1 protein-coding gene and 3 pseudogenes are annotated in these 2245 nt (G+C 46.3%); 3 read left to right on the top strand and 1 reads right to left on the bottom strand.

Going from position 1 to position 2245, the window contains the following annotated elements:
* The 3 genes and pseudogenes from B347_RS26530 to B347_RS25415 all read left to right on the top strand — a co-directional run.
* A pseudogene (locus tag B347_RS26530) lies at window positions 1-596 on the top strand (type IV secretion protein Rhs); the annotation flags it as partial.
* Window positions 597-598: 2 nt separating this feature from the next.
* Window positions 599-1012, top strand: coding sequence for a hypothetical protein (locus tag B347_RS0105635; RefSeq protein ID WP_019408726.1), 414 nt, complete (start codon window positions 599-601; stop codon window positions 1010-1012).
* Between the two features lie 242 nt (window positions 1013-1254).
* Window positions 1255-1837 (top strand): annotated as a pseudogene (locus B347_RS25415) (IS5 family transposase); the annotation flags it as partial.
* Here B347_RS25415 and B347_RS25780 read toward each other — a convergent pair.
* Window positions 1832-1984: pseudogene (locus B347_RS25780) on the bottom strand (IS256 family transposase); the annotation flags it as partial. The pseudogenes B347_RS25415 and B347_RS25780 sit on opposite strands and share 6 nt — an antisense overlap.
* Window positions 1985-2245 lie beyond the last annotated feature (261 nt).

Genomic DNA, 2245 nt, shown 5'->3' with positions numbered 1-2245 from the left:
TGGATCCGTTGGGGTTGAGTTCGTGTCCAGGGGATGGTGGGTGTACAGCAACGGGAGTGATAGAGGATCCATCCAATGCAGCGCTGGCGAGTAATCAGGAACCTAAAGCCCCTACCCCTCAGACGTCTCAGGAACAGCGACGGATTAAAATTGAGGAGCTTTCTGAGTTCAATGCTAAACGTCAAGTACATCGTTACGAGAAAAAATATGACATGCACACAATTGGAAAGCATGGTCCTGAAATATCCAATTCAGCGCTTAAACAGCGAGCAATTGACGGTACTGACCCGATTACTGGCAAAACACCAAAAACTAATAGAGGTAATCCAAGTTCTCAGTTTTTGACATGGAAATTACAGATGCATGCCATCAACAATGCAATTACACGAAGGGCCCGTGGTCTACCCATAGCGACTGGAGTTGATATCAAAGGCAATCCAATTGTTAGAATGGAACAGAAGGACTCAGGAAGAGGTTATAGACCAAACAAGAAAGACACCTCAAACCCAACACTCAATGAACATATGAGCGGTGCAGAAATAAAATTCGACCCTAACAATCCATACAGACCATTTACTGCTTACCCAGTGGACTAAATATGTTAACTCATCCTCACACAAACCTCCCATACGTTCCTGATATAGGCCACTTTCTAGGAGGGATTGATATTTATGACCTAGAGGATACTCTAGGTGAAGAACTATGGAGGCTCAATCCGAACAATGAAAATAGAGGGGAAATTATCCGAAAATATATAATTCCTCACCAATCCTATTTGTCTTATAAACACAAATATTTACTTTGCAGAAAATTAGAAAGAGCGCTAAAAGATAAGGATTTTAGTTTTTCAGAATTCTTTGGTGTGGATATTGACAATCACTCAGCTACAGCATGGGCCGCAAGCGAAATAAAAACGCCTCGTACTTTCTTTGAAGATATTTTTCAGATTGCAAGCGAGACATGGAGACTAGAACTAGCTAAGGCTGCGAACGAAGATATGTCCGCGTGGTAAGTGATGCTTAAATAATCGATGCTATATATTGTTGTGTGATTTATAGTTTGCAAGGTTTTCCGGATATTATTATTGGTTTAATACTCATCTTTAAGAACCTATCAACTCACAAAAAACATAGCTGCACTGTTGGCATGAATCAACCAGCTCGACCAACAATTTCGAACAGGAAAACCTAGGGAAACCCTGAAGAAGACTTCCAAATTTTGCAGAATACCCGATCTAAACCGCCGAGACGCCTGATGAAGCAGATGACCTTCGCCGACGCCGAGTACGCCGGCAGACGTAAACAGGTCCGCCGCGAACGTTTTCTGATCGAGATGGATCAGGTCGTGCCCTGGAGGGGCTTGATTGCCTTGATCGAACCGCATTCTCTGAAGGGGGACGGCGGTCGTCCGGCTTACCCGCTGATGGCGATGTTGCGAGTTAATCTGATGCAGAACTGGTTCGGCTACAGTGATCCGGCGATGGAAGAGGCCCTCTACGAGACTGCGATCTTGCGTCAGTTTTCGGGACTGCATCTGGATCGAATTCCCGATGAAACTACGATCCTCAACTTCCGGCGCCTGTTGGAAAAACATGAGCTGGCTGGCGGAACTCTACAGGTCATCAACGGTTATCTGGGCGACCGCGGCCTGATGTTACGCCAGGGTACGGTGGTCGATGTAACAATCATTCATTCGCCGAGCTCGACCAAGAATAAAGGGGGCAAACGAGCCCCCGACATGCATCAGACGAAGACGAGGAACCAATATTTCTTCGGGGATGAAAGTGCATATCGGTGTCGATGCCGAGTCGGGTTTGGTGCATAGCGTGGTGGGCACGCTCGATCAGAGCCTTCTTAAGCGCCATTGAAGCGTCCTGAATGGCTTCGGCTCTCATCGGGCCTTTAATGAGATGATCAATCAACTCTTGGGGTATCGAAGGTAATTCCCTCGGTGTTGCACTGGCAAACTTCTTTTTGGTCGGCATAAATGCACCTTTGGTGACATGTTATGCCCGAACAAAAAATTTCTGACAGTTTCGCCTAGTGCTCTGAGTGCTCACAATTCATTTTAAAAATTAAATAAGCGTAACCCGCTCTTTAAGAATCTGATGACATATACGCTTGTAATATTCACTCGATGCCGACGACAGTGACCGACTAGCGGCCAACTCAGTGACTGCCGCCTGCCCGACGGCCGTTGCCTGCACTACCACTACCAAAAAGGCGGCGCCCTCAAAACCATCGAC

Origin of the sequence: Pseudomonas psychrophila HA-4 (genome assembly GCF_000282975.1) — a bacterium.
Taxonomy (GTDB): Bacteria; Pseudomonadota; Gammaproteobacteria; order Pseudomonadales; family Pseudomonadaceae; genus Aquipseudomonas; species Aquipseudomonas psychrophila_A.
This window is presented reverse-complemented; position numbering and strand designations above follow the sequence as displayed.

Coding starts and splice junctions, on each gene's coding strand:
- B347_RS0105635 (WP_019408726.1), top strand. CDS start 599: ATGTTAACTCATCCTCACACAAACCTCCCATACGTTCCTGATATAGGC.